Source organism: Streptomyces sp. PA03-3a, from assembly GCF_033792735.1.
Lineage (GTDB): Bacteria > Actinomycetota > Actinomycetes > Streptomycetales > Streptomycetaceae > Actinacidiphila.
Genome location: NZ_JARAVM010000012.1, coordinates 163,439 through 188,503, shown reverse-complemented (window position 1 = coordinate 188,503; position 25,065 = coordinate 163,439). Strand labels below are relative to the sequence as shown.

Here is a 25,065-nt window from a genome sequence, read left to right as displayed (position 1 = left end):
CGAGGCGGCGTGGTCCGGAAGGCTCAGAAACCGCGGGTGCGCTTGGCCGCCGCACGGCGTCGTGCCTGGCCGGCGCCACCGGGCAGCTTGATGAACAGCCGCGCGATCTCGCCTCCCAGGTTCACCCCGATGGCCACGGCGAGCGCCAGCGCCGCCGCCTTCGTCAGCGAGGCGAATCCCTGGTCCAGGTGACCGCGGGTCAGCCCGAGAAGCCCGAAGTACGTCGCGGAACCCGGCAGCAGCGGGCCGATCGCGGCCGTGACGTACGGCAGCGCCGAGACGTGGCGGTAACGGGAGAGCACCTGACCGAAGAGGCCCACCAGGCCCGCGGCGACGGCGGTGGCCGCGACCGGCGACATGCCGACGCCGATCGTCTCCTGGTGCAGCGCCGCGTAGACCGTCCAGGCGACTCCGCCGTTGAGGGCGGCGACCACCAGCACGCCCCGCTCGCACTGCAGCAGCACGGCGAAGGCGAGACTCAGCACCATCGCGGCGACCAACTGCACCGGCGGGTTCTCGTAGGCCCGGAAGGCCTGGTCGGGGTCGAGTTCCGCGCCCAGGCTGACCCCGGCGTAGAGGATCAGCGTCACGCCGACGACGATGCCGGTGAAGAGGTACATCACCTCCAGCAGGCGGGCGGAGGCGGTGATGTAGAAGCCGGTCAGGCCGTCCTGGACGGCCGCGACCAGGGCCCTTCCCGGGATCAGCGCGAAGAGCCCACCGGTGATGACCGCGGAGGCCTGCAGGCTGCTCGTACCGGGCAGGTGCTGGCCGAACCGGGCGACCAGCACCCCCATGACGGCGGCGGGCATCGCCGCGGCGACGAACTGGTAGAACTCCGGCAGCCCGCGGCCGGCGCACAGCCAGGCCAGCCGGTCGCCCAGCATCGCGCCGAGCGCGGCGATCGCGAACACCAGCGGACCGCCGCCGCCGACGAGCATGCTCGCCGCGCCCGCGAGGAGCCCGGCCGCCGCGGTCAGCAGCCAGCCCGGGTAGGGGTGCCGGTTGCGGCGGATCCCGGCGAGCCGCCGGTAGGCGTCCTCCAGGCTGAGATCGGCCGCGGTGATGTCGTTGATCAGCCGGAAGACGGCCGCGAGACGGGTGTAGTCGGTGGCCCGGCGACGCACCGTGCGGTTGGCGGTGACCGGCGCGTCCACCAGCGAGGGCTGGTACGAGATGCCCAGCAGGGTGAACGTCACGGTCGGCTCGACCCGTCCGAGCCCGTAGGCGTGGGCGACGCCGAGCATCGCGGCCTCGACGTCCTCCGCGCCCTCGCCGCCGGCGAGCAGCAGCTCACCGATGCGCAGCGTCAGGTCGAGCACGCGCGGGACCGGTGGGCCGCCCTCCGCCTCGGGCTGCCGGGCGGGCTGCTCGGGGGCGGGGCGCTCGCCGACGGGCATGCGCAGCATCGTGCGCATCCGGTCGGGCCACGGGGTCTCCTTGGAGAGGCTGACGACCGGGATGCCCTCGGGGGGCGTGAAGGCCGGGTGGGACAGCTGCGAGGAGGTCCGCGTCCCGGGGCGGGCGAAGGCGGAGCCCTGCGTTTCGGGCCTCGGCAGCTCCACACCCAGGGGCGGTGTGAACTCCGAGCCGCCCGCATGCTGCTCGGTCTCCTTGGGATGCGCCACGGGATCCTCCTTTCGGCGCGTGATCGCCCGGCGGGCGCCGGGTGTGCCGAGGGGGGAGGGTGCGGGCACCCTCCCCCCTCGGCTCTGGCACAGCGGGACGACTGCCCACTCTCTCCGTCGGCTAACGGCGGTTGGCGCGGTGCCGACCTCCGGTGCCGCGCTGGAGCTGCGGCTGGCCGGCCTCGTCGTCGGCCTCGAACTCGGGTGCCCCGGGCAGCGGCGCGGCCTTCCGGGAGGCCGCGCGGGCGCGCAGGAACTCGATGGCGATCGGGACGACCGAGAGCAGCACGATCGCGATGAGGATCAGCTCGATGTGCTCGTGGACGAACGCGATCTGGCCCAGCCAGTAGCCGAGCAGGGTCACGCCGACGCCCCACAGAAGGCCGCCGATGACGTTGTACGTCACGAACACGCGGTAGTTCATGCGGCTGACGCCGGCGATGACCGGGGTGAACGTCCGCACGATCGGCACGAAGCGGGCGAGCACGATCGACTTGGCGCCGTGCCGCTCGAAGAACTCGTGGGCCTTCTCGACGTTCTCCTGCTTGAAGAGCCTGGAGTCCGGACGCCGGAAGAGCGAGGGCCCGACCTTGCGGCCGAAGAGGTAGCCCACCTGGTCGCCGGCGACGGCCGCGATCCAGACCAGCACGCAGACCAGCCAGATCGGATAGTCGAGCTTGCCGCCCGCGACCAGCAGGCCGCCGGTGAAGAGGAGGGAGTCACCCGGCAGGAAGAAGCCGATGAGCAGACCCGACTCGGCGAAGACGATCGCCAGCAGGCCGATCAGGCCCGCTGACGAGATGAGGTAATCGGGGTCGAGCCATTGCGGGCCCAGGGCGATAGTCGTCACGCGCCAAAAGTATCAACGCGGTCGCGACCGAACCGTTCCCAGCCCGGAAACGCTCGGCTACGGTCCTCCCAAGCGTTTTACCGTGCAACACCGCAAGTCGCCCGTCACTCCTGAATCATCATGATCCGGCGGAACCCACATGACTCGCGCCATCTCCCTGCACGACGTCTCGAAGACCTACGGCCGCGGCGTGCGCGCCGTGGAGCGTTTCTCCCTGGACATCGCCCCCGGCGAGTTCCTGGTGCTGCTCGGCCCGTCGGGCTGCGGCAAGTCCACGGTGCTGCGCATGATCGCGGGTCTGGAGGACATCACCTCCGGTGAGCTGCTCCTGGACGGCGAGCCCGCGAACGACCTGGCACCGGGCGACCGCAGGATGGCCATGGTCTTCCAGAACTTCGCCCTCTACCCGAGCATGACCAGCCGGGAGAACATCGGTTTCCCGCTGCGCTTCGAGATGCCCGGGCAGGACACCGGGCCCCGGGTCGCCGAGACCGCGCGGACGCTCGGCATCGAGGACATCCTCGACCGCTACCCGGCTCAGCTGTCCGGCGGCGAGCGGCAGCGGGTCGCGATGGGCCGGGCCATCTCGCGGCACCCGTCCGTCTTCCTGATGGACGAGCCGCTGTCCAACCTCGACGCCAAGCTCCGCTCGCACCTGCGCGCCGAGATCGCCCGCCTCACCCGCGGCATGGGCGTGACGACCGTGTACGTCACCCACGACCAGGCCGAGGCGATGTCGCTGGGCGACCGTGTGGCGATCATGCGCAACGGCGTGCTGCAGCAGGTGAGCGCCCCTCGGGAGGCGTACCACCTGCCGCAGAACGTCTTCGTCGCCGCCTTCATCGGCACCCCGCGGATCAACCTCATGGAGGCGACGGTGGTGGCCCAGTTGGACGGCGGGATGTGGATCGACCTGGGACGGCAGCGGCTCGTCCTCCCCCGGCCGCTGAGCCGGGACCACCAGATGCTGCGCATCCAGCAGGGCCGGCCGGTCATCGTCGGCCTGCGCTCGGAGGCCGTGCGCATCGACCGGCCGAGCAGCGCCCGGCCCGGCGAGGTGGTGCTCAGCGGTGTCGTGGAGCACGTGGAGTACCAGGGCCACGAGTCACTGGTGCACCTGGACACCGGCGCCCGTCCGGCCGTCGTGCCCGAGCTGGAGTCCGCCCGTCCGGGCACCGGGCGGCAGCGCTCCCGGGCGGCCTCGCGGCAGGGCGGAACCGCCGGCCTGGGCCGGCTGGTGCAGAAGGCCGCCGCGCGGGTGTCCGGCCAGGGCAGGACGGCCGTACTGGACCGGCCGCCGCGGCCGGAGACCGAGCGGCCCGCCGGCGGGAGCGGTGACCTGGTCGTCCGCACCGGGCCCGATCTGCGGCTCCGCGCGGGACAGCACGTGCCGCTGCTGGTCGACCTCGCCCACCTGTACGTCTTCGACCACACGGGCCGCCGGATCTGCCCCGCCCCGGAGCAGGCACCGCACCTGGAGTACTGACACCGCGCGGGACGGCGGCGGGGGGACGACGATGCCCGTATGGGTATCGACGAGTACGGCGGCGGACAGTCGCCCCAGTCCGCCGTCCTGGTGGTCACCACGAACGACGTGCCGGGCTACCGGGTGGAACGAGTGATCGGCGAGGTCTTCGGCCTCACCGTGCGCTCCCGCCATCTGGGCAGCCAGATCGGCGCGGGTCTGAAGTCCCTGGTCGGCGGCGAGCTGAAGGGGCTCACCAAGACCCTGGCCCAGACCCGCACCCAGGCGATGGAGCGGCTGGTGGAGCAGGCGCAGTCGCGCGGCGCCAACGCGGTGCTGATGATGCGCTTCGACGTCAGCGAGGCCGCGGAGGCCGGCACCGAGGTGTGCGCCTACGGCACCGCGGCGGTGATCACGCCCCGGCACGCCTAGCGTTGGCCATGATCGCGTCGTGGACGTACCGGGCGGTGCCCGGAGCGATCGACTCGTAGAAGGCGTGGAAGCGCGGGTCGGCCAGGTACATCCCGGCGAGCCCGGTGTGGATCTCGTACGTGCAGTCGTAGTAGTGGTCCACGATGAACCGCCGGTGCTCCTCGGCCATGTCCATCGCGGCCTCGCCGTCCGCCGGGGCGCCGGACTCGCGGAGCGCGACCAGCCGGGCGCCCCAGTCCTCCTGCTCGGCCTTGATCCGCAGCCAGTCCTCCTTGGTGTAGGAGGCGGCCCGGCGCTGGGACTGCTCGTACGCGTCGGTGTTGCCCCAGCGCTCCCGGGTCTCCTCGGCGTGCCGGTCGGGGTCGTAGTCCCCGAAGACCTCGAACTTCTCCTCGGGCGTGAGGTTGATGCCCATCGTGCGTGCCTCCATGGCTCGTTGGACGGCGTCGGCCATCTCCGTCAGCTTCCCGATGCGGGCCGTCAGCAGTTCGTGCTGGCGCCGCAGGTGCTCCCGCGGGTCCGCGTCCGGGTCGTCGAGGAGGGCCGCGACCTGTTCCAGGGGGAAGCCGAGCTCCCGGTAGAAGAGGATCTGCTGCAGCCGGTCGAGGTCGGCGTCGCTGTAGCGCCGGTGGCCCGCGTGGCTGCGGGCGCTCGGCGAGAGCAGTCCGATCTCGTCGTAGTGGTGCAGCGTGCGGACGGTCACGCCGGCGAAAGCCGCCACCTGCCCGACCGGGTAGCCCGCGCTCGTGTTCATGACCACACCCTCCGGCCTCACGCCACGTGAGGTGCAACTGCCATATTGGTGCGCATGCTGGGAATCACCGATCTGCCGACGTACGTGCTGGGCACCGTACTGATCGTGCTGCTGCCCGGGCCGAACTCGCTGTACACGCTCTCCGTCGCGGCGCGCCGCGGCGTCCGGACGGCGTACAGCGCGGCCCTGGGCGTCTTCCTCGGCGACACCGTGCTGATGACCGCCTCGGCGGCGGGCGTGGCCGGGCTGCTCACGGCCAACGCCGTGCTCTTCGGCATCGTGAAGTACGCCGGCGCCGGCTATCTGGCGTGGATCGCCCTCGGCATGGCGCGGGCCGCCTGGAGCATGTGGCGGTCCCGGGGCGCGGAGCCGGCGGCGGTGGCGACCGCGGCCGACGAGGTGGCGGTCGCCGAGCAGCCGTTCCGGCGGGCGCTGGTGATCAGCCTGCTCAACCCCAAGGCGATCCTCTTCTTCATCTCCTTCTTCGTGCAGTTCGTGGACCCCGGCTACGCCCATCCCGCGCTGTCCTTCCTGGCGCTGGGCACGATCGCGCAGGTCTTCAGCTTCTGCTACCTGACACTGCTGATCTTCGGCGGCACCTACCTGGCCGGCCAGTTCCGCCGCCGCAGGCGTCTCGCGGCGGGCCTGACCTCGGGAGCGGCGGCGCTGTTCCTGGGCTTCGCGGCCAAGCTGTCGATGTCCTCGGCGGGCTGACCGGCCCCGGCCCGGGCGGTCGCCGACCTGCCGGTGACCGGATTCACCCGTATCGTGACGGTATGTCGCTGCACAAAGGTGCCGAGGGCCTGCCGAAGCTCGCCGTGAACCCCTTCTACGCCGGGGCCGACCCGGTCGCCGGGATGCGCTCGGCGCCACCGAAGCACCGGCTGCCGGACGGCCCGATGGTGCCGGCCACGGCGTACCAGCTCGTCCACGACGAGCTGATGCTCGACGGCAACGCCCGGCTCAACCTGGCCACCTTCGTCACGACGTGGATGGAGCCCGAGGCCGGGGTGCTGATGGGCGAGTGCCTCGACAAGAACATGATCGACAAGGACGAGTACCCGCGCACCGCCGAACTGGAGCGGCGCTGCGTGTCGATGCTCGCCGACCTGTGGCACGCGCCCGATCCGGAGAGCGCCGTCGGCTGCTCCACCACCGGCTCCTCCGAGGGCTGCATGCTCGCCGGCATGGCTCTCAAGCGCCGCTGGATGAGGCGTACCGGCGATGGCGCCCGCGCGTCCCTCGCACGCCGCCTGACGAGGCGCGGCGGCGACCGCCACCCGGGCACCGGCCGCCCGAACCTGGTCATGGGCGCCAACGTGCAGGTCTGCTGGGAGAAGTTCTGCAACTTCTGGGAGGTCGAGCCGCGCCTGATGCCGATGGAGGGCGACCGGCTGCACCTGGAGGCGGACGCCGCCGTCGCGATGTGCGACGAGAACACCATCGGGGTGGTGGCCGTCCTCGGCTCGACCTTCGACGGCTCCTACGAGCCCGTGGCCGAGATCTGCGCCGCCCTCGACGCCCTGCAGGAGCGCACCGGGCTCGACATCCCCGTGCACGTCGACGGGGCCTCCGGGGGCATGATCGCCCCCTTCCTCGACGAGGACCTGGTCTGGGACTTCCGGCTGCCCCGGGTGGCCTCGATCAACACCTCCGGCCACAAGTACGGGCTGGTCTACCCCGGCGTCGGCTGGGCGCTGTGGCGGGACACCGACGCCCTGCCCGAGGAACTGGTCTTCCGGGTCAACTACCTCGGCGGCGACATGCCGACCTTTGCCCTCAACTTCTCCCGGCCCGGCGCCCAGGTGGTCGCCCAGTACTACACCTTCCTGCGGCTGGGCCGGGACGGCTACCGCACCGTCCAGCAGACCGCCCGCGACGTGGCCACCTACCTCTCCTCGCGGATCGAGGAGTGCGGGGACTTCCGGATGATCACCCGCGGCGACCAGCTGCCGGTCTTCGCCTTCACCACCGCCGACCACGTCACCGCGTACGACGTCTTCGACGTCTCCCGGCGGATGCGCGAGCGCGGCTGGCTGGTGCCCGCCTACACCTACCCTGCGAACCGCGAGGACCTGGCGGTGCTGCGCATCGTCGTCCGCAACGGCTTCTCCGAGGACCTCGCCGACCTCTTCCTCGCCGACCTGGAGCGCTACCTCCCCCAGCTGCGCGCCCAGGACCACCCGCTCCACCCGCCCGGCGAGGCGCCCACCGCCTTCCACCACTGAGCGGCGCCTCGCGGGGCACACGCTCCCCATGGGGAAGGACGAACAGACCAGGGGCACCGTCTTCGTCGCGCTCGCCGCGAACCTGGTGATCGCCGTGGCGAAGGCGATCGGCGGGCTGCTCACCACCTCGCCGGCGCTGCTGTCGGAGGCGGCGCACTCGGTGGCCGACACACTCAACGAGGTCTTCCTGCTGGCCGCGCTGCGGCGCAGCCGGCGCGGGCCCGACGCGCGGCACCCCTTCGGCTACGGCAAGGAGCGCTGGTTCTGGTCGCTGCTCGCCGCCGTGGGCATCTTCGTGATGGGCGGCTGCTTCTCCTTCTACCAGGGCGTGTCCGCGTTCCACGAGAGCGAGCCGCACACCGTGCGGGCCTTCGTGATCGCCGTGGCCGTGCTGGTCATCTCCCTGCTCGCCGAGGGGACCTCGCTGGTCAGGGCGCTGCTGCAGGTACGCGGCGGGGCCCGCGAGCACGGCCGCCCCTTCCGCACCGAACTGCGCGAGGGCGAGGACCCCACCCTGCGCACCGTGCTCGGCGAGGACAGCGCGGCGGTGTTCGGCGTGCTGCTGGCGCTCACCGGCGTGTTGCTGCACTGGACCACCGGCGACCGGACCTGGGAGGCGTACGCGTCCCTGGCGATCGCCGTCCTGCTGATGTACGTCGCCTACCGGCTCGGCAAGGACTGCCGGGACACCCTCATCGGCGAGGCCGCCGACCCCCGGCTGCGGCACCGGGCGCACGAACTGCTGACGCGGCAGCCGGAGATCGACACCGTCACCGCGCTGCTGACGATGCGCCTCGGGATCGACTCGGTGCTGCTGGCCGCCCGGGTGGACCTGACCGAGGGCATCGACAGCGAGAGCGTGGAGGAGGCGGCGGTCCGCATCAAGGGCGCGCTGGCCGGGGAGTTCCCCGAACTGGACCAGATCTTCCTGGACGTCACCGACGCCTCCGAGGAGGACCGCCGCGCTGCCCACCGGCTGCGGCGGGCGCTGCGCGCCGAGGCGGGCAAGGGCGAGGGCGGGAGCGGGAGTTGACCCGGCCGCCCGGCCGGGCCCCGGGTGCGGGCCTGCCGCGGCGGTCAGCGGCCGACGCCTACGCCGTGCCGGGCCAGCCAGGGCAGCGGTGCCACCGATGAACCCATCTGGGGCGTGACGCGGACCTCGAAGTGCAGGTGCGGGCCGGTGGAGTTGCCGGAGTTGCCGGACCGGCCGATCCGCTCGCCCGCGCTGACCCGCTGCCCGGGGACGACCTCCAGGACGGACAGATGGGCGTAGTGCGTGCAGTACCCGTCGTCGTGCCGGACGACGATCTGGTTGCCGAAGCCGTCACCGCACGCGGCGACCACCACCGTGCCGTCGCCCACCGCGCGGACCGGGGTGCCCGGCGGCACCGCGAAGTCCTGGCCGGTGTGGCGGTGCGCCCAGTGCGCGCCGGAGGCGTCGTAGCGGGCGGTGAGCGTGTAGTGCGCCACCGGGCGCACCCAGTGCGGGGCGCCCCGGCGGTGGGCGGCGGCGGACGACCGGGGCCGGGCCGGGGACAGGTCGCGGGGGCAGTCCGCCGAGAGCCCCTCGTGGGCCATGAGCGCCAGGTCCCGGGCGGACAGCCGGGCCCTGGCGCGCTGCAACCGTGCCTCGATGCCCCGTCGCAGCACGTCCTTGCGGTGCGCCTCGCGGGCCAGCACCGCCAGCGTCCGGTCCACGGCCACGGTGTCCGCCGCCAGCCGGCGCTCGGCCAGCATCCGCTCGGCCAGCAGCGCCGCCTGCGCGTGGTCGCCCTGTCGGGCCAGCGTCGCGCCCTCCAGCAGCCGGTCGGGCCGCCCGGACAGCAGCAGCCGCGCCGACGGCCCCAGCACCCCGTTGCGGTACTCGCTGCGCGCCATCGCCCCGATCCGGTCCCGCAGCACGTCCAGCCGGTGCCTCTCCACCGCCGCGGCCCGGTGCAGCAGCCGCAGGTCGGCGCGCTTGCGGCGGACCGCCCGCTCCGCGTCCTCGTACGCCTGCACCGCACGGGCCGCCTGCGCGTACAGCCGCTCCACCCGGGCCGGCGGGCCGGGGCGCGGCTCGGGGCGCTCGCCGGCCACCGCCGGCGAGGCGGTCAGCAGCAGGCAGAGGGCCACGGCCGCCGTCCTCCATCGCATCGCCCGATCCTTTCGGGCCCGGTCACCGCGGTGCCCGGACGACACGCCCCGCCGGGCCCGGGGCCACCCGGCGGGGTGACCGCATCCGGGCGTGCGCCCGGCCGGGGACCGCCCGATCATGGGAACGGGCGCACTCGGCGGACAGGAGGGTGACCGGGTGAGCGGTGACGGTGAGCCCGGCAACTGGTCACCGCTGGACCACGCGGTCCTGCGGCAGGTGCTGGACGGCACCCCCGCGGGCGTAGGCATCTACGACCCGCAGCTGCGCTACGTCTACGTCAATCCCGCCCTCGCCCGGATGAACGGCCTGCCCGCCGACGCCCATGTGGGCCGCCGGATCACCGAGGTGCTGCCGGACCTGGACGACGCGGGCGAGGAGGCGCTGCGCCAGGTCCTGTCCGACGGCAAGTCGCGCGAGGTGCCCTCCAGCGGCCGCACGCACGCCGAGTCCGAGCCGGGCCGGCGCTACTGGCAGGGCGCGTACCACCGGCTGGACGCGGCGGACGGCACCGTGCTGGGCCTGGTCGGGATCATGCTGGAGGTCAGCGCCTCCCGCCAGCACCAGCAGGAGCTGGAGCGGGCCCGGGAACGGCTGGCGATCCTCGACCGCGCGGCCACCTTCATCGGCACCACGCTGGAGATGGACGAGACCTGCGCCGAACTCGCCGGGTTCCTCGTGCCGCTGCTCGCCGACATCGCCACCGTCGAGGTCTTCCCCACCGAGCGCTCCACCCCCTACAACCGCGGCGTGCTGCGGCTGCGCCGGGCCGCCATGGCCGCGCTGCCCAACCTGCGCGAGCAGGTCAAGGCCTTCGGCGAGCCCGGGGAGTACGTCGAGTACCCGTCGGGCACGACCATCCCGCGCTGCCTGCAGTCCTGCAGCCCCGTGGTGCAGAACCTCTTCGACGACGACGCCCTGGGCCACGGCGGGTCCGCCCGCGAACGGATGGCCGCCTTCCGCTCGGTGGGCATCCACTCGGCGCTCGTCGTGCCGCTCGCGGCGCGCGGCGAGCCCATCGGCACGGTGACCCTGGTCCGCTGCGGCGAGTCCCCGGGGTTCACCGAGCGGGACACCGAGACCGTGCAGGACGTCGTCCGGCGGGCCGCGATCTACCTCGACAACGCCCGCCGCTACACGCACGAGCACGGCATCGCCCTGGAGTTGCAGCGCGCCCTGATGTCCGAGCCGGGCTCCCCGCACCCCTCCGTGGAGGCCGCCTTCCGCTACCAGCCGGCCGGCAGCACCGCGCTGGTGGGCGGCGACTGGTACGACACCGTACGGCTGTCCTACGGACGCACCCTCCTGGCGATGGGCGACGTCATGGGGCACGGGGTGGAGGCCTCGGTCGACATGAGCCAGTACCGCTCGATGCTGCGCTTCGTGGCCGCGGCCGACCTCCCGCCGCACCGCATCCTGCGCAGGCTGGACGCCCTCATCTCGGAGACGGAGTCGGGCCGTCCGGCGAGCTGCCTGCTGGCCCTCGTCGACCCGGTGCGCGACATGTGCACCTTCTCCAGCGCCGGTCACCTGCCGCCCGCGGCCATCCGCCCGGACGGCACGGTCCGCATCATCGACGTGCCGGTCGGGCCGCCGCTGGGCACCGGTCACGGGGGCTACGAGGCCGTGTCCGCCTCCTGCCGGCCCGGCGACGTCCTGCTGCTGTACACGGACGGCCTCGTGGAGCGGCGCGGGGAGGACATCGACGCGTCGCTCGACCGGCTCGCCGGGTTGCGTCTGCACTCCGACGGTGATCTGGGCGGACTGGTCGACCGGATCCTGTCCTTGCTGGTCGTGGAGCCGGCGGACGACGACATCGCGGTCCTCGCCGCACGGATCGTCCGATAACCGGATCAACCGCTCGGACTATCACAAGAGGCGGATCTCGACTTGCGCCCGCACGATGATCAGACGGGCCGCCGCAGGGGCGGTCCCGGGAACCGGCCCCTCGGGGAGGATCTGCCGTGACCGTCAGTCTGGCGCATCTGCGTCGTTGCTCCGTTGCCGTCGACCTCGGGGCGTCGCGCACCCGTGTCTACCTCAAGCACCAGGGACTCGTCGTGGACGAGCCCAGCGTGGCCGCCGTCAACGCGCACAGCGGTGCCCTCATCGCGGTCGGCTCGCTCGCCGAGAAGATGACCGGCCGCACGCCGGAGCACATCCGCGTGGTCCGCCCCATCCAGGCCGGGATGGTCGTCGACATCGAGATGGCCCAGCGCATGCTCCGCCACTTGCTGGGCGGTCAGCTCCGCAAGGCCTGGCGGCGCAAGCCGATGCTCCGGGCGGCCGTCTGCACCCCCAACGGCAGCGGGCCGCTGGCCCAGCGGGCCGCCGTCGAGACGCTGTACGGCCTCGGTTCGCGGCGGGTCGAACTCGTCGACTCCGTGATCGCGGCCGCCATCGGGTGCGGACTGCCGGTCGAGCAGCCCGAAGCGACGATGATCATGCTCGCCGGGGCCGGCACCACGCAGATCGCGGTCATGTCGATGGGCTCGATCGTCGCCGCGGAGACCATCGGGGTGGGCGGCGAGGCCATCGACCACGCCGTCGTCCAGCACCTGCGCAACACGCACGAACTGCTGCTGCCCAGCCAGTCGGTGCGGTCGCTGCACGAGGCCCTCTCCGCGCCCGGGCCCACCGCGCCCAGCGCCGAGGTCCAGGGGCGCGACGTCGCCAGCGGGATCGCCCGTACGGTCCGCGTCGACACCGAGGCGGTACGGCAGGCGATCCGGATGCCCATGGCGACGCTGGTCGACGGCATCGGCCAGGTGCTCCGGAGGTGCCCGCCGGACCTGGTGGCCGACCTCACCGACCGCGGCGTCATGCTGGCGGGCGGCAGCGCGCTGCTGCCGGGCCTGGACATGATGCTCCGTCAGGCCACCGGGATGCCGGTCACGGTCGCGGACCGGCCCGACGTCTGCGCGGTGCTCGGACTCGGCGCCATGATGGAGGGCCACCCCGTCCCAACGCCGCTCGACCCGCTGTCCGTGTAGTCCCGCGGCCGGCCGGGACGGGAGCACCTGCCCGTCCCGGCCGAGCCGTGTCCGGAGGGGCTCTCCGGGCCGGCCCGGTGGAAGCGGCCGTCAGCGGCCGGCGCCCGGGCTCGGCGGTCGCGGCGCGGCCCTTTCGGCCCTGTCCCGTTCCGCGCGTTCGACCAGGCGCGCGGTGTGCCCGGCGACGAGGTCCGGGCGGTGGGAGGGAAGCCAGTGGCCGCCGTCCACGTGGTGGATCTCCGCGGCGGGTGCCCAGTCGGTGATCTCGGTCTGCCAGGGCGGCAGGACGAACACGTCCTTGGACGGGGCCAGCACCACCGCGGGGAGCCCGGCGTGCCGGACGCGGGGGCGGATCACGCGGGGCAGCACATTGGCGCGGTAGAGCCTCAGCCCGGCACGGTTGCGGGCGGCGAGCCCGGGGCCGTACCCGGCGGGGGCCTCCCCGGTCTCCAGGCGGCGCAGGGTCGCGATGACGCCGTCCAGGAAGCCGCCGCGGCAGGCGAGTTCGGCGATCCCCGCCAGATGGAAGAAGCCGACGTACTGCGAGGCCAGCGACTGCTTGGCGAGCTTGAGCAGACGGGCCGGGGACGGGCGGCGCAGCTGGGCGCGGTACCAGCGGCCGGTGTGGTCGAGGTCGGGTCCGGAGATCGAGGTGATCGAGGCGTAGCGGTGCGCGAGTTCGGGGGTGCTGACGGTGTGCCAGCTCTGCACCGACCCCCAGTCGTGGGTGAGCAGGTGCACCGGGGCGCCCGGGCTGACCGCGTCGGCGACGGCGGTGGTGTCGGCGGCGAGCCGCGGCAGCCGGTAGGCGCGGGTACGGCGCGGCTTGTCCGAGGCGCCCGAGCCGCGCACGTCGTACGACACGACGTGGAGGCCGCGGGCGGCCAGCCGCCCTGCGACGCCGTCCCACACCCCGTGGTCGTCGGGGAAGCCGTGCACGCACAGCACCGTGGGCCCGGCCGGGTCCCCCTGCTCGTACACCGCCAGCCGCACCCCGTCGGAGGCCGTGACCCAGCGCTGCGCCATGTCCGCCGCCCTTCGTCCTCGCGTCGCCGCCGCGCCGCCGCGTCGCCACTTGGCCGTCGCGGCGTCACCTCGTCTTCGTGCCCCGTTCCGCCGCCGTTCCCGGCGGCCACGATGGCAGCTTGCTGACGCGATGTCTAGCAGTGGGACGGGATACCTTTGCCGCTGTGACCGGTGCGAACGCGATACTGCAGCGACGGCTCGGCGTCTTCGACGCCACCGTCATCGGACTCGGCTCGATGATCGGCGCCGGGGTCTTCGCCGCCTTCGCCCCGGCCGCCCGCGCGGCCGGGTCCGGGCTGCTCGCCGGGCTCGCGGCCGCCGCCGTCGTCGCCTACTGCAACGCCATGTCCTCGGCCCGGCTCGCCGCGCTGTACCCCGCCTCGGGCGGGACGTACGTCTACGGGCGCGAGCGGCTCGGGCCGTTCTGGGGCTACCTGGCGGGCTGGTCCTTCGCCGTCGGCAAGACCGCCTCCTGCGGCGCGATGGCCCTGACGATCGGCGCGTACGTCTGGCCGGAGCAGCAGCGGGCGGTCGGCGTCGCCGCGGTCGTGGCGCTCACCGCCGTCAACTACGCCGGCGTGCAGAAGGCGGCCTGGCTCACCCGGGGCATCGTCGCCGTCGTCCTCGCGCTGCTCGCGGCCTTCACGGTCGCCGCGTTCACCGGCGGCGACGCCGACGCCGCCCGGCTGGACATCGGCGCCGACGCGACCGTGGGCGGGGTGCTGCAGGCGGCCGGCCTGCTGTTCTTCGCCTTCGCCGGATACGCCAGGATCGCCACCCTCGGCGAGGAGGTCAGGGACCCGGCGCGCACCATCCCCCGCGCGATCCCGCTCGCCCTCGGCATCACGCTGGTCGTCTACGCGGCCGTCGCGGTCGCCCTGCTCGCGGTGCTGGGCCCGCAGGGGCTCGCCGGCTCGGCCGCGCCCCTGGCCGACGCCGCGGGCGACCTCGCGCCGCTGATGCGGGTGGGCGCCGCGGTCGCCGCCGTCGGCTCCCTGCTCGCGCTGATCCTCGGGGTCTCCCGCACCACCCTGGCCATGGCCCGCGACGGGCACCTGCCACGGACCCTGGCCGCGGTGCACCCCCGGTCCGGGGTGCCGCACCACGCCGAACTCGCCGTCGGCGCGGTCGTCGCCGTCCTCGCCGCCACCGCCGACCTGCGCGGGGCGATCGGCTTCTCCTCCTTCGGCGTCCTCGCCTACTACGCGGTCGCCAACGCCTCCGCCTGGACCCTCGGCCCCGGCGCCCGGCGCGCCGTACCCGCCCTCGGCCTGCTCGGCTGCCTCGTCCTGGCCTTCGCCCTGCCCTGGACCTCCGTCGCCGCGGGCGCGGCCGTCCTGGCCATCGGCGCGGCGGTGTACGCGGCACGCTCCCGGGGCTCCCGGCGCGCCTGACGCGGGTCGCCCGGGCGAGGGGCGTTGCCCGACCGAGATCCATCCGCAACGGCCCCGATGCCACCCGTCCGCGGTCTCCTGCGTCACAGTCGCAGAAGGCGCAGGGGGCGCCCACGGGGGAGGGCAGGGCAGGTGACGCTGATGCGGCGGATCATGGCGGCGGTACTGGCGACGGTGGCCGCCGGAGCGGTACTGACGGGTTGCGGCGCCAACGCGGACCGGGAAAGCGGCGACCGCGCGCAGCGGCCCGGGCCCGTGCGGGGCGCGGACGAGGGCCCCAAGGACGGCTCCGAGTGGAACGGGCAGGGCACGCACGAGGACGGGGGCCCGGAGCTGGCGCCCGACGCGTCGCGGCTGTCGACCTTCGCCCTGGACGTCGACACCGCCTCCTACGGCTACGCCAAGCGGCGGCTCGACCAGGGTTTCCTGCCCTCCCCGAAGGACGTGCGCCACGAGGAGTTCGTCAACAGCTTCCGCCAGGACTACCCCGCACCCAGGGGCGACGGCTTCTCCGTCACCGTCGACGGCGCCCGCATCGGCGACGAGGAGGGCTGGTCCCTCCTGCGCGTCGGCCTCGCCACCCGCCCCGCGGACGAGGCGAACAGGCCGCCGGCCGTGCTCACCTTCGTCGTGGACGTCTCCGGCTCCATGGGCGACCCGGGCCGCCTCGACCTCGTCCAGAAGGCGCTGCGCGCCGCGGTCGGCGAGCTGCGGGACGACGACTCCCTCGCCGTCGTGACCTTCAGCGACCACGCGCGGGTCGCCCTGCCGGCCACCCGGCTCGGGGCCGCGGACGCCCGGAAGCACGCCCTGTCCGTCGTCGACCGCCTCGCACCGGAGGACTCCACCAACCTGGAGGCGGGTCTGCTCACCGGCTACGACGTTGCCCTGGAGAGCGCCCGGCGCGGGGCCACCAACCGGGTCGTACTGCTCTCCGACGCCCTCGCCAACACCGGGGAGACCGACCCCGACGCCCTCCTGGAGCGGATCGACCGGGCCCGCTCACGGCACGGCATCGCGCTCTTCGGCGTCGGCGTCGGCAGCGAGTACGGCGACGAACTGATGGAACGGCTGGTCGACAAGGGCGACGGCCACACCTCGTACGTCTCGACCCCGGCCGAGGCCCGCGCCCTGTTCGTGGACCGACTGCCCGTCAACATCGGCCTGCGCGCCCGCGACGCCAAGGCCCAGATCTCCTTCGACCCGCGCACCGTCGACCGCTACCGCCTGATCGGCTTCGAGAACCGCGCCGTCGCCGACGAGGACTTCCGCGACGACCGCGTCGACGGCGGCGAGGTCGGCCCCGGCCACACCGTCACCGCGCTCTACGCCGTGCGGCTGAAGGCGGGCGCCCGGGGCCACGTCGCCACGGCCACCGTGCGCTGGCTCGACCCGCACGACCGCTCCCCGCACGAGGCCGCGGGCGCCGTCGAGGCGGACCGGCTCGCCGGCCGCCTGTGGGACTCCGGCACGTCCCCGCGGCTCCGCGTGGACGCGGTCGCCGCGTACTTCGCCGACGCGCTGCGCACCTACGACACCGGTGACGGGCAACTGCCCGGCGCCCCCGGCCTCGCCGAGCTCGGCGACCGCGCGCACGCCCTGGCCGCGACCACCGAGGACCCGGCCGTACGCGACCTGGCGGAAGCCGTCGACAGCGCGTACGCGCTGCGCGCGGGCTGATGGAGTATCAGTGGAGACATGGCAGAAGAGAAGGAACCCGAACCCGAGCTCGACGCCCGTCACAGCAGCGCCGGCGCGACCCCCACGACCTGGCACGACGCCCGCGGACACCTGGCGGGCGCCGAGATCTACTGGCTGACCACCGTCCGACCGGACGGCCGCCCCCACGTCACCCCGTTGATCGGGGTCTGGCTCGACGACGCGCTGCACTTCTGCACCGGCGCCGACGAGCGCAAGGCAGGGAACCTCGACCGCAACCCCCGGGTCGTCCTCACCACCGGCAACAACGCGCTCGGCGAGGGCCTGGACATCGTGCTGGAGGGCAGGGCGGCGCGTGTGCGCAGTGACAAGCAACTGCGCCGGATCGCGGAGGCGTACGAGAGCAAGTACGGCTCCGAATGGCACTTCGACGTACGCGACCAGGTCTTCGTCGGCGACGGCCACGAAGCCCTGGTCTACGAGGTGGAACCCACCACGGCCTTCGCCTACGCCCGCGGCACCACCTACAGCCAGACCCGCTGGCTGTTCTAGGTGAACCCGGGGGACGCGGCCCGTAGGCGCCTGTGGCCTGTCGTCGGGTGCGGGTTCGTCTCGCGCCCCGCGTGCGCGAAGCGGGCGGCTGCGGAGGGGAGGGCGGGTGCGCCCGCCGTTGCCGGCCTCTGCGGGTGATTCGGGGTGCTGTCGAGCGGTCGGCGGGAGATCAGGCCCTGCTTCGCCGGGGTACCGAGCGGGGGGCATCAAGCTCGCCTTCACCGGCATGGACGTCGGAACAGGGCCCGATCTCGGGAAGCACCCGCGGACGCCGGTCACGGCGGGCGCGCAGACCGGCACCACCGGAAACGCGAACCGCTCCGGAGCCTGAACCCCGGCCGCCCGCCACCCGCACCGCGTCGAGGGGAGAGCCGCCACCCACCCTCCGGTCCGCAGGCCGCCGCTCTGCGCCCCGAAGGGCGCGGGACGGCGGGAGAGCCGAACACAGGCACCGGAGGGCGCCGTCACCCGCGGGAACGCCTGGACGAGCCCGGGCCGGCCGGGCCGTGGAAGGCGGCGCGGTCGGCTGCGGCGGTCCCGCGGGCCCAGCCCTCGTGGTCGCGGCCCCTGAGGCGCTGCGTGCGGGTCTCGGGGAACATCGCGTCCGCGGCGCGGCCGACGGCGACCTCGCGGGCGGCCAGCGCGGGGAGGACCTCCGTGGCTCCGGTGGCCTGCGCGGCCTCCTCCGTCGCGTCGCGTGAGGCGGAGGCCAGGCGCTCGCCGACGCGGCCCGCGTAGGCGATGAGGAAGGACTCGCGGAAGTCCCGCGACAGGTCGCCGCCCCTGCCGCCCTTGCGGCGCGGGCGAGGCGCGGCCGGTTCCGGGGCGCCGCCGCCGCGCATGGCCGCCTCGGCCTGCACCAGCAGCGACGTGTACAGCACCTCCACGGCCTCCAGGTCGGCCTCCCAGCCCACGACCGTCGAGAAGCCGAACTCCGCCGACCACACGGCACGGCAGCGGTTCGCCTCCGCGACCGCGTCCAGCAGCAGGGCCTTCGGCGCCTCGTACGGGCGGTCCACGCCGATCCGCCGCGCGCCCGGGCCGCCGCCCGGCGCCGTACCCGCGACCAGCGCCTCGTCCACGCTGTGCCGCGCCATCAGGTGCTGGGCCTTCGCGCTCAGCGCCTCCGCCTCCTCCGGGAAGGCCGTGGACTCGGCCTTCGCCAGCAGCGCCCTGATCCGCCGCAGCATCGGGTGCCCCGTACCGGCAGACGCCGCCGGGGGCGCGGCCAGCGGGGTGATGCCGGGCAGCCGCCCCAGCAGGCGGACGAGTTCCAGCACGGCCGTCGCCACCGCGAAGCGGTCCAGCCGCTCCGCCGCCCCGTACGCCGTCAGGAGGCCCGCCGGGTCGCCGCCGTCCGCGCTCAGCCGGCCGGCGAGCCGCACGTGCTCGGGGCGCAGTTCACGGCGCACCATCCGCAGCACGTCCGCGTCCTGCCAGCCGCGCGCCCGGCAGCCCCGCAGCAGTCCGCCCACGGCGGTCACCACCGCCCGGCCGACCTCGTCCCAGCCGGCCTCCGCCGCCGCCATGGCCGACGCCCCGGCGTCCAGCGCCATCTCGACGTCCCCCTCCGCCGCCCCCAGAGCGCCGGAGAACGCCGCCTCGACCACCGTCATCGCATCTCGCACGGGGTTCAGGATCGCACCGACACGCCGCGTACGGAGTACGGTGCCCACCCGCCCGCGCGGACCGGGCCGGGGTGTGGAGCCGTGAGCACCGACAGCGGGCGCGCGGGCTGGGACATCCGCACGGCCGGACGCGCACGACGCCGCACGAAGGGCCCTGCTGCTGCCGGGCGCCCTGTGCACGGCCGAGCTCCTCGGCGTAGGCCGCCGGACACCCAAGACGCGGGCAGCGAAGGCCATGAACTGAGTGCGCACCGCGCCGATCCATTGCTCGGCCTGCCGCAACCGGGCCCGCTCGCTCCTCGCCGCGGCGTGCGGGACGTGGTGCCGGGCCGTGGACGCGGGCGCGTCCCCCGGGTGTGAACACGCCCTCACCGCGACGAACCGGACGCCGCGCGACCGGGCCGGTCATCCACCGGTCGCCCACCGGTCGTCCGGCGGACATCCGGTGATGGGACCGTGCGGACGTGACTCGCACGATGGCTCTCGGACTGGCCGGTACCGCCGCGCTGGCGGCCGGCGGCAGCGCCGCGGGGGCGCTGCCGGTACGGGACGGCATCGCGCTGCCGCACGGCGAGGCGGCGGCCGGGCTGCTGGTGGCGTACTTCGGCCTCGGCCTGCTCGTCGCGGCGTGGTGGCGGCTCGGCCGGCTGGTGCGCGGGCCCCGGCCGCCGTCGATCCGCGCCCTGCTGACGACCTTCGCCGTGTGGGCGGCGCCCCTGCTCCTGGCGCCGCCGCTGTTCAGCAGGGACGTCTACAGCTACCTGGCGCAGGGCGCGATGGTGAACGCGGGCATCGACGTCTACACGCACGGGCCGAGCGTGCTCGGGGGCACGGCGGCCGCCGAGGTGCCGGCGATCTGGCGGAACAGCCCCGCGCCGTACGGGCCCGCCTTCCTGGCACTGGCACGCTACGGAGCACACGCCGGGGTCGTCGGGATGCGGGCGCTGGCCCTGCTGGGCGTGGCCCTGTTCGCGACCCTGCTGCCGCGGCTCGCACGGCGCTGCGGCGCGGACCCTGCCGCCGCCGTGTGGCTCGGGGCGCTCAACCCCCTGGTGCTGCTGCACCTGGTGGCGGGGGCGCACAACGACGCCGTCATGCTCGGCCTGCTCGGTGCGGGCCTGGGCGCGGCGCTGGCCCGCCGTCCGATACCGGCCGCCGCGCTGGTGACCCTGGCCGCCCTGGTCAAGGCACCCGCCGCCCTCGGACTGCTCGTCGTGGCGAGCCTGTGGGCGGAACAACTGCAGGGCCGCTGGCGCCTGGCGCGCGCCGGGGCGGCCACGGCGGCGGTCGCCGGCGCGGCCACCGTGGCGGTCACCGCCGTCACCGGCGTCGGCTACGGCTGGATCGGCGCGCTGACCACGCCCGCCTCCGCCTCCAACTGGTCCCTGGTCAACGTCCTGGGCCGGTTCATCGGCACCCCGGACGTCTGGCGGCTGCTCGGCATGGCCGCCGCCGCGCTCGTCATCGCCGCCGTGTGGCTCTTCCGCGAGCGGCTCGGGCCGGTGTACGCCCTCGGCATCAGCCTGCTCGCGGTGGCGCTGCTGGGCCCGGCGATCCGCCCCTGGTACCTGCTGTGGGGGCTCGTTCCGCTCGCCGTCGCCGCGCCCGACGGCCGGGTGCGGCGGCTCGCCGCGCTCGCCAGCGCGGTGCTGGCCCTCGCGGTGCTGCCCAGCGGGTTCGCCGCCACGCCCCGTCAGATCGCCCTGGCGGCCACCGGTGCGGCCCTCGCGCTGCTGCCGCTCGCCGCGATACGGCTGGTCCGGCTCGTCCGTCCCGCGCTCGCCTCATGAGGCGGATCGTGACGGCGGCCGCCGCCGTGGCCGCGACCGCGCTGTTCCTGGCGACCGTGCCGCTGCACCGGCACTGGTTCGACCTCGGCGTCTACTGGGGCACCGTCAACGCCTGGGTGCACGAAGGCGTCGGTGTCTACGACTACCTCAGCCCCGGCACCGCGTACGGCTTCACCTACCCGCCGTTCGCCGCGCTGTGCATGCTGCCGCTGACCCTGCTGACCTGGCCCGCGGCCGTCGTCCTCGCGGCCGCGGTCAACATCTGCGCGGCGGCGGCCGTCCTGTGGTGGACGGTGTGGCCGATCGTGCGCCGCGAGGGCTGGACCCCCTGGTACGCGATGGTGCTGGCCGGGTGTCTGATGTCGCTGCTGGAACCGGTCCACGACACCTTCACCTTCGGGCAGGTCAACCTCGTCCTGCTCGCCCTGGTGCTCGCCGACACCGAACTGCTGCGCCGCGGCAGCCGCTGGGCCGGCTGCGCGATCGGCCTCGCCGCCGCCGTGAAACTGACGCCCGCGCTGTTCATCGGCTGGCTGCTGCTCGCCGGGCACCGCCGCGCCGGGCTCGCCGCGACCGCCACGGCGGCCGGGGCGACCCTGCTGGCGGCGGCCGTCGCGCCCGGCGCGTCCCGCGACTTCTGGACCCGGGCGATGTGGGACACCGACCGCGTCGGCTCGCTGTCGTATGCCTCCAACCAGTCGCTGCGCGGCACCTTCGCCCGGCTCGACGCCCCCACGTGGGTGTGGGCGGTGGCCGTCGTCGCGGTGCTCGCGGTGTGGGTGTACAGGGTCCGCGGGACCGACGTGGTGACGGGCGCCGCCCTCACGGGTGTGACGGCCTGTCTGGTCAGCCCGGTGACCTGGGTGCACCACCTGGTGTGGCTGATCCCCGCGCTGGCGGCGCTGGCCGGCAGGGCGCTGCGGCTGCGGACCCGCGGACTGGTGGTCGCGGCGATCGGCAGTTACGTCCTGCTCTGCAGCAGCCTCGTGTGGCTGTGGCGGGACGACCCCGGCACCGGCGGCGTGGGCGCCCTCGTGGGCGGCAGCGCCTACGTGTGGATCGGTCTGGGGATGCTCGTCGCACCCCGGCCCGGATGGCGTACCAGGGCGCGCCCGCGTCCGATCCTGGCTGACAGGGTGGGGGAGAGGGCCGGCTGACGGCCCGTCGGCCGTGCTGTCCGCCGAGCCCCCGAGGAGATCGACGCATGCGTGTGTCCCTGCGCCGGACGTTCGCCGCAGTGCTCATGACCGCCGTCCCCGCGCTGGCCGCCCTCCCCACGCCGTCCCCCGCGCAGGCGCACTCCCCCGCCGCCCTGGCACCCCTGCTCGGCGTGGGCGCGCCGAACTCCATCCCCGGCCGCTACATCGTCACCCTCACCCCGGGCAGCGACCCCTCCTCCGTCGCGAGCGCGGCCGGGATCACCCCGGCCCATGTCTACGACCGGGTGATGCGGGGCTTCGCCGCCCCGCTCACCGGACGGCAACTGGCGCGGGTGAGGGCCCTGCCCTCGGTGCGCGGTGTGGAGCAGGACACCACCGTCACCCTGCCCGCGGAGGACCGCGTGCCGGTCGCGACCGGCCGCCGTCTGCCGATCGGCGCGCCCCCGGCCGGCACCGGGCGCTTCTGGGGCCTGGAGCGGGTGAACAACCGCGCACCGGCCACCCACGGCTTCACCGTACGGGCGACCGGCGCCAAGGTCACCGCGTACATCATCGACAGCGGCATCGACTTCACCCACCCCGAGTTCGGCGGCCGCGCCAAGCCCGGCATCGACGAGATGGAGGACGACCGGAACGCCGCGGACTGCGCCGGCCACGGCACGCACGTCGCCGGCACGGTGGGCGGGGCGCACACGGGGGTCGCCCGCGCCGTCTCGCTGGTCTCCGTGCGGGTGCTGGACTGCGAGGCACGCGGCCCGAACTCCGGGATCATCGCCGGGATCAACTGGGTGGCCGAGCACGCGGCACGGCCCGCCGTGGCCAACATCTCGCTGGGCGGGCTGTACTCCCCGACGATGAACGAGAGCCTGGACGCACTGGCCCGCTCCGGGGTCTTCCCGGTCGTCGCGGCCGGCAACGACGACGTCAGCTCCTGCGTCATCTCCCCGGCGAGCGCCACGGAGGCCTTCACCGTCGCCGCGACCGACCGCGCCGACCACCGGGCGCCCTTCAGCAACTTCGGCAGCTGCGTCAACCTGAACGCGCCCGGCGTCGACATCGCCTCCGCCTTCCCCAACGGGCTGTACGCGATCATGAGCGGCACCTCGATGGCCGCCCCCCACGTCACCGGTATCGCCGCGCTCTACAAGGACACCTACGGGGACGCCGGCTTCGAGGTGCTGAAGAAGTGGCTGCTCGACCACGCCACCCGCTCCGCCGTCGCCGAACCATGGGGCACCCCGCAGCTGGTGGCGTTCACCGGCGACCTCTGAACGGCGGCGCCGGGCGCGCCGGCTTCGTCCGCCGTCCTCCTCAGGTGAGTTCGCGCGCGAAGTGCAGCGCCGTGATCGCCATGCGGTGTGCGTGGTAGAAGCGGTGCGCCCCGTGGTTGGCGACGCCGGCGTCCAGTTCCAGCCGCTCGCAGCCCACCGCCCGGGCCCTGGTCTCCAGCTCCGCCAGCAACCGCGTGCCCACCCCGGCGCCCCGCGCGTCCAGCGCCGTGACCATGTCGTCGACGAGCAGCGTCCGCCCTCTGCTGGTGGTCAGCACCCGGTGCGTGGCCACCCCCAGGTAACGCTCCCGAGCGTCCAGAGCCGCCGTGAAGACCACGCCCTGATCGTGCGCCTCCGCGGCGAACGCCGCGAACCCGTCGGCGGTCAGCGCGGGCCTCAACGCCCTGATCAACGGGCCTACTTCAGCGGTCATGGCCGGGTCACCAGGCTTCACGTCCACGAACGTCAGTTCCATGGCGTGATCCTAGGAGGCGCCAGCTCCCGCCGCCCTCCGGTACGGATCGACTTCCCCCGGCGTTCAGGCGAGTCGTACTCCATGCGACGAGAACGTGGCACGTTAGCCGGTTGGGCCACCCGTGACGCGGGAATCCTCAACGCCACGGTGGCGAATGTCCCGGTCTGGTAAGAAACGACCGTGGATCATCGCGTCTCGAGCGATGGTCCCGGGCTCACACGCTGGGAGAGATCGACATGCTGAAGCCCACTTGCTCCTGTGACAAGCACCCGGCCGAGGGAGAGCCCCCGGCCGGCACGAACCCCGGCCCCCGTTCCGCCGACGGCCCCGGCGCGGACGGCCCGGCCGCCTCCCCCGTCGACGATGCCTTGGCGCCCGGAGCCATCGGCGCCCTCGCGCCGTCCCGCTGACGGACGGCACGAGGGCGTCGAGCCTACGGGCGGCCCCATGGGGACGTCAGCTCTCCAGCTGCTCCCACCACCAGGAGATCGCCGGGAGCTCCACCGGGGCGTCGCTGCCGGACATCGGCGCCGGCGCCCAGGTGGTCGGCAGGTACGCCGGGTCCTCGGGGTTGAGGTAGCGCTCGCAGGTCGTGCCCCATTCGAGGTTCGCCCGGACCCAGTGCCCGAGCGAGGTCACGTACCGCTGCAGCTCGGGTGAGGCGGTACGGCGCACCTGCGCGCTCAACGCCGTGAAAAGGACCATGATCTGGTCGCGCAGGAACATCCCCTCGGACACCATTCCCTGGACGGGCTTGCCCGCGGCGTGCGCGAGGACGTCGAGCAAATTCTGGTTGTCGCCGTCGCGCACGTGCTCCTTGCGGTACGACAGGATGTCGTTGTCCCAGCCGGCCAGCAGGCAGGTCGCCTCGGTCAGCGCACGGACGTCGGGGCGCTCCAGCTCGGCCGGCGGCAGTTCGTACCCCTCCGCGATGTCGAGCATCATGACGCTGACCTTCATCGCGCCGTTGTGGATGCGCAGGAGAGCATACGTGTCGAGGTCGGGCGTGACCCGCTCGACGCGGTTGGCGGCCTCCCACACCTGGCTGAAGAAGTACATGCGCATGGCATCGGTCCAGCGACCCAACTGGACGGGGGTCGCCACCCGGCCCAGGCGCAGCCGCAGGTCCAGGAAGGCGGCCTCGAAGGAGTGGTAGGGACTGTCCGGGGACAGCGGAGGTTCGGGGGCCTCCAGGATGCGCAGCAGCCGGATCAGCACGCGGCTCAGTTCGCCGGGATCGTGCCCGAGTCGCCCCTCGTCGCAGTGCGCGTCGTCGAAGGCGAACAGCCACATACCGATGTCGGACGATATCTGCGTCGCCTCCCGGGTTCCGAAGGGCGAGGTGAGTGCGGCGAGCCGGCCCGCGCCGACGTGCTCCAGGCGCTGGCGCTGGGACTCGTCCTCGTAGAGACCGAACCGCCGGAGCCACTCGTTGGTGGTCTGGTCGAAGAGGTCCGCCAAGGGGTGCCTGGCGGGTGCGATCGGGCAGTAGAAGGGCGCCAGTTGGAGAGCGGGCACAGTGGTCACGGACATGCTCCTTCGAGCTTGGGGGAGGGCGGGCCAGGCCCGGGCCACCCTCCGCACTGCGTTGCCATGAACTCGCCAAATCACAAAGGGCGACACCCG

General features: G+C 74.0%; 22 protein-coding genes. 14 read left to right on the top strand and 8 right to left on the bottom strand.

The features are described 5' to 3' along the window. Window positions 1–23: 23 nt before the first annotated feature. Both PV342_RS17215 and PV342_RS17210 read right to left on the bottom strand, forming a co-directional pair. A complete protein-coding gene (locus PV342_RS17215) occupies window positions 24–1,628 on the bottom strand; it encodes a threonine/serine exporter family protein (protein ID WP_386987956.1) in 1,605 nt (534 codons plus the stop codon). 121 nt (window positions 1,629–1,749) lie between these two features. Further along, window positions 1,750–2,478 (bottom strand): DedA family protein, encoded by a 729-nt coding sequence (locus tag PV342_RS17210; protein WP_386987954.1) that lies wholly within the window; start codon window positions 2,476–2,478, stop codon window positions 1,750–1,752. Window positions 2,479–2,617: 139 nt separating this feature from the next. Between PV342_RS17210 and PV342_RS17205 the strand changes: the two genes are divergently transcribed. Together PV342_RS17205 and PV342_RS17200 are read left to right on the top strand one after the other, a co-directional pair. Next, complete coding sequence (locus PV342_RS17205; RefSeq protein ID WP_400804123.1) at window positions 2,618–3,964, top strand: ABC transporter ATP-binding protein; 1,347 nt, start codon at window positions 2,618–2,620, stop codon at window positions 3,962–3,964. Window positions 3,965–4,003: 39 nt separating this feature from the next. After that, window positions 4,004–4,375, top strand: a complete 372-nt coding sequence (locus PV342_RS17200) for a YbjQ family protein (protein WP_018558502.1) — start codon at window positions 4,004–4,006, stop codon at window positions 4,373–4,375. On the opposite strand, the gene PV342_RS17195 is transcribed toward PV342_RS17200, so the two are convergent. Next, window positions 4,356–5,129: a MerR family transcriptional regulator gene (locus PV342_RS17195; protein WP_018558501.1), complete on the bottom strand. Its 774-nt coding sequence runs from the start codon at window positions 5,127–5,129 to the stop codon at window positions 4,356–4,358. The genes PV342_RS17200 and PV342_RS17195 overlap by 20 nt on opposite strands. A 54-nt stretch (window positions 5,130–5,183) precedes the next feature. Here PV342_RS17195 and leuE point away from each other — a divergent pair, with 54 nt between their 5' ends. The 3 genes from leuE (at window position 5,184) to PV342_RS17180 (ending at window position 8,390) form a co-directional block, all read left to right on the top strand. Then, window positions 5,184–5,843, top strand: coding sequence for a leucine efflux protein LeuE (leuE, locus tag PV342_RS17190; RefSeq protein ID WP_500317739.1), 660 nt, complete (start codon window positions 5,184–5,186; stop codon window positions 5,841–5,843). A gap of 62 nt (window positions 5,844–5,905) precedes the next feature. Then, window positions 5,906–7,357 carry a glutamate decarboxylase gene (gene gad, locus PV342_RS17185; protein WP_500317737.1) on the top strand — a complete coding sequence of 484 codons (1,452 nt, stop codon included), beginning with the start codon at window positions 5,906–5,908 and terminating at the stop codon, window positions 7,355–7,357. A gap of 28 nt (window positions 7,358–7,385) precedes the next feature. Further along, window positions 7,386–8,390 carry a cation diffusion facilitator family transporter gene (locus tag PV342_RS17180; RefSeq protein WP_400804133.1) on the top strand — a complete coding sequence of 335 codons (1,005 nt, stop codon included), beginning with the start codon at window positions 7,386–7,388 and terminating at the stop codon, window positions 8,388–8,390. 44 nt (window positions 8,391–8,434) lie between these two features. On the opposite strand, the gene PV342_RS17175 is transcribed toward PV342_RS17180, so the two are convergent. Then, the gene (locus tag PV342_RS17175) at window positions 8,435–9,493 is read right to left on the bottom strand and encodes a M23 family metallopeptidase (RefSeq protein ID WP_500317736.1); all 1,059 of its coding nucleotides are present in this window, start codon (window positions 9,491–9,493) and stop codon (window positions 8,435–8,437) included. A 157-nt stretch (window positions 9,494–9,650) separates the two neighbouring features. Between PV342_RS17175 and PV342_RS17170 the strand changes: the two genes are divergently transcribed. Both PV342_RS17170 and PV342_RS17165 read left to right on the top strand, forming a co-directional pair. Then, the gene (locus tag PV342_RS17170) at window positions 9,651–11,339 is read left to right on the top strand and encodes a SpoIIE family protein phosphatase (protein ID WP_500317735.1); all 1,689 of its coding nucleotides are present in this window, start codon (window positions 9,651–9,653) and stop codon (window positions 11,337–11,339) included. A gap of 116 nt (window positions 11,340–11,455) precedes the next feature. Beyond that, window positions 11,456–12,484: a rod shape-determining protein gene (locus PV342_RS17165; protein WP_018558496.1), complete on the top strand. Its 1,029-nt coding sequence runs from the start codon at window positions 11,456–11,458 to the stop codon at window positions 12,482–12,484. Between the two features lie 90 nt (window positions 12,485–12,574). On the opposite strand, the gene PV342_RS17160 is transcribed toward PV342_RS17165, so the two are convergent. Further along, window positions 12,575–13,510: an alpha/beta fold hydrolase gene (locus PV342_RS17160; RefSeq protein WP_500317733.1), complete on the bottom strand. Its 936-nt coding sequence runs from the start codon at window positions 13,508–13,510 to the stop codon at window positions 12,575–12,577. A 164-nt stretch (window positions 13,511–13,674) separates the two neighbouring features. Between PV342_RS17160 and PV342_RS17155 the strand changes: the two genes are divergently transcribed. The 3 genes from PV342_RS17155 (at window position 13,675) to PV342_RS17145 (ending at window position 17,115) form a co-directional block, all read left to right on the top strand. Continuing rightward, window positions 13,675–14,904 carry an APC family permease gene (locus tag PV342_RS17155; protein ID WP_500317732.1) on the top strand — a complete coding sequence of 410 codons (1,230 nt, stop codon included), beginning with the start codon at window positions 13,675–13,677 and terminating at the stop codon, window positions 14,902–14,904. A 141-nt stretch (window positions 14,905–15,045) separates the two neighbouring features. Continuing rightward, window positions 15,046–16,584: a vWA domain-containing protein gene (locus PV342_RS17150; protein ID WP_500317770.1), complete on the top strand. Its 1,539-nt coding sequence runs from the start codon at window positions 15,046–15,048 to the stop codon at window positions 16,582–16,584. Window positions 16,585–16,602: 18 nt separating this feature from the next. Beyond that, the gene (locus tag PV342_RS17145) at window positions 16,603–17,115 is read left to right on the top strand and encodes a pyridoxamine 5'-phosphate oxidase family protein (protein WP_018558492.1); all 513 of its coding nucleotides are present in this window, start codon (window positions 16,603–16,605) and stop codon (window positions 17,113–17,115) included. A 464-nt stretch (window positions 17,116–17,579) separates the two neighbouring features. On the opposite strand, the gene PV342_RS17140 is transcribed toward PV342_RS17145, so the two are convergent. Next, on the bottom strand, window positions 17,580–18,743 hold the full coding sequence (locus tag PV342_RS17140; protein WP_500317730.1) for a DUF2786 domain-containing protein: 1,164 nt from the start codon (window positions 18,741–18,743) through the stop codon (window positions 17,580–17,582). A gap of 476 nt (window positions 18,744–19,219) precedes the next feature. Here PV342_RS17140 and mptB point away from each other — a divergent pair, with 476 nt between their 5' ends. The 3 genes from mptB to PV342_RS17125 are packed head-to-tail and all read left to right on the top strand — an operon-like array spanning window position 19,220 to window position 22,964. Beyond that, on the top strand, window positions 19,220–20,533 hold the full coding sequence (mptB, locus tag PV342_RS17135) for a polyprenol phosphomannose-dependent alpha 1,6 mannosyltransferase MptB (protein WP_500317769.1): 1,314 nt from the start codon (window positions 19,220–19,222) through the stop codon (window positions 20,531–20,533). After that, on the top strand, window positions 20,530–21,690 hold the full coding sequence (locus PV342_RS17130; RefSeq protein WP_500317729.1) for a glycosyltransferase family 87 protein: 1,161 nt from the start codon (window positions 20,530–20,532) through the stop codon (window positions 21,688–21,690). The genes mptB and PV342_RS17130 overlap by 4 nt, the downstream gene beginning before the upstream one ends. A gap of 47 nt (window positions 21,691–21,737) precedes the next feature. Beyond that, window positions 21,738–22,964, top strand: a complete 1,227-nt coding sequence (locus PV342_RS17125) for a S8 family peptidase (protein WP_500317728.1) — start codon at window positions 21,738–21,740, stop codon at window positions 22,962–22,964. Between the two features lie 40 nt (window positions 22,965–23,004). Here the strand turns inward: PV342_RS17125 and PV342_RS17120 are convergent, their stop codons facing one another. Next, window positions 23,005–23,439, bottom strand: coding sequence for a GNAT family N-acetyltransferase (locus tag PV342_RS17120; RefSeq protein ID WP_500317726.1), 435 nt, complete (start codon window positions 23,437–23,439; stop codon window positions 23,005–23,007). 236 nt (window positions 23,440–23,675) lie between these two features. Between PV342_RS17120 and PV342_RS17115 the strand changes: the two genes are divergently transcribed. After that, the gene (locus PV342_RS17115) at window positions 23,676–23,849 is read left to right on the top strand and encodes a hypothetical protein (RefSeq protein WP_500317725.1); all 174 of its coding nucleotides are present in this window, start codon (window positions 23,676–23,678) and stop codon (window positions 23,847–23,849) included. Between the two features lie 46 nt (window positions 23,850–23,895). Here PV342_RS17115 and PV342_RS17110 read toward each other — a convergent pair whose 3' ends face one another. Beyond that, on the bottom strand, window positions 23,896–24,966 hold the full coding sequence (locus PV342_RS17110; RefSeq protein WP_500317723.1) for a terpene synthase family protein: 1,071 nt from the start codon (window positions 24,964–24,966) through the stop codon (window positions 23,896–23,898). Window positions 24,967–25,065 lie beyond the last annotated feature (99 nt).